This is a genomic window from Klebsiella sp. HMSC09D12, from assembly GCF_001808475.1.
In the GTDB taxonomy this organism is placed as follows: Bacteria; Pseudomonadota; Gammaproteobacteria; order Enterobacterales; family Enterobacteriaceae; genus Klebsiella; species Klebsiella oxytoca.
Map to the genome: position 1 here is coordinate 1 of NZ_KV793396.1, position 1,025 is coordinate 1,025.

General features: G+C 38.6%; 3 protein-coding genes. All 3 read right to left on the reverse strand.

Annotated elements, in window-relative coordinates:
- Positions 1-233: phosphopantetheine-binding protein (locus tag HMPREF3178_RS03440; protein WP_017146508.1), on the reverse strand; the 233-nt coding region annotated here is incomplete at its 3' end.
- 19 nt (positions 234-252) lie between these two features.
- The gene (locus HMPREF3178_RS03445) at positions 253-801 is read right to left on the reverse strand and encodes a hotdog family protein (RefSeq protein ID WP_017146509.1); all 549 of its coding nucleotides are present in this window, start codon (positions 799-801) and stop codon (positions 253-255) included.
- Positions 802-804: 3 nt separating this feature from the next.
- The coding region (locus tag HMPREF3178_RS29420) for an SDR family oxidoreductase (protein ID WP_139146011.1) at positions 805-1,025 on the reverse strand (221 nt) is incomplete at its 5' end.

Here is a 1,025-nt window from a genome sequence, read left to right on the forward strand (position 1 = left end):
CAGCAAAAGTTCGATTTATTCAACAAAGCCACTTGAATGTTAAAAGCCTTATCAAGCATGACGATAATCTCCGTCGCATCAACAGAGTCCAGCTTCAGTCCATTGCCAAACAAAGGAGTATCGTCATCAATTTGATGCTCTTCACGTTGAATATTAAGCCGATGAATAAGCTCCGCTTTTATAGTCACAAGTATTGATTTTCTTTGATCGATCTTCTCATTAATATCAGTCATAACATTCCCTTACGATAAATTATAAAACTTCCCGAAAATTGATAATGGTGCCCTGGCTTATAATTTTCTTACCTACATTGGCAATAACCGAGTAATGTTTAAAGCCATTATTATCAGAAAACGCGAGTTTACTTACCACTTCAATAGTATCCCCCGGATAAGCTGAGGCTTTAAACTTCAAATTTTGCGCAGCCAGTACTCCACGAACCTGTGCCCGACGCTTATGTATAACTTCAAGCATATCAGGTTGATCTATATATGTGTGGATATCACGCAGAGACAGAAATTCTCGCCCTGTGCGTAGTTGATAAATATCGCAAATGTCACACAAAAAAGAGAAATATTCACTAGCCTGGCCAAATATCTCCGAAATAATAGCCCCTGGCATGATAGGATCTTCAGGAAAATGGCCAAGAAGATACGGTTCATTATAAGTGACATGCTTTATCACTTTAACATACCCATTCTCGCCATACTTAAAATCATCGATTCTATCTACCATTAACAATGGCTGGCGCCACCCCCCCATAGCCAGAAAAACTTTTGTCGGGATCTTAAATTTTGACATATATCACCGCATAACCATACCACCATCAATGACGATGGTTTGCCCGACAATATAACTTGAAGCAGAAGAGCTCAAATAAACAATAGTATTTGCAACTTCTTCACATTTCCCAAGGCGCTTAAGCGGAATTGAATTAGTGACTTCACGCACTACCGTACGAGACACTTTTTTAACCATTTTTGATTCGATCATTGGCTTTGTTGAATAAATCGAACTTTTGCTGA

Coding starts and splice junctions, on each gene's coding strand:
- HMPREF3178_RS03445 (WP_017146509.1), bottom strand. CDS start 801: ATGTCAAAATTTAAGATCCCGACAAAAGTTTTTCTGGCTATGGGGGGG.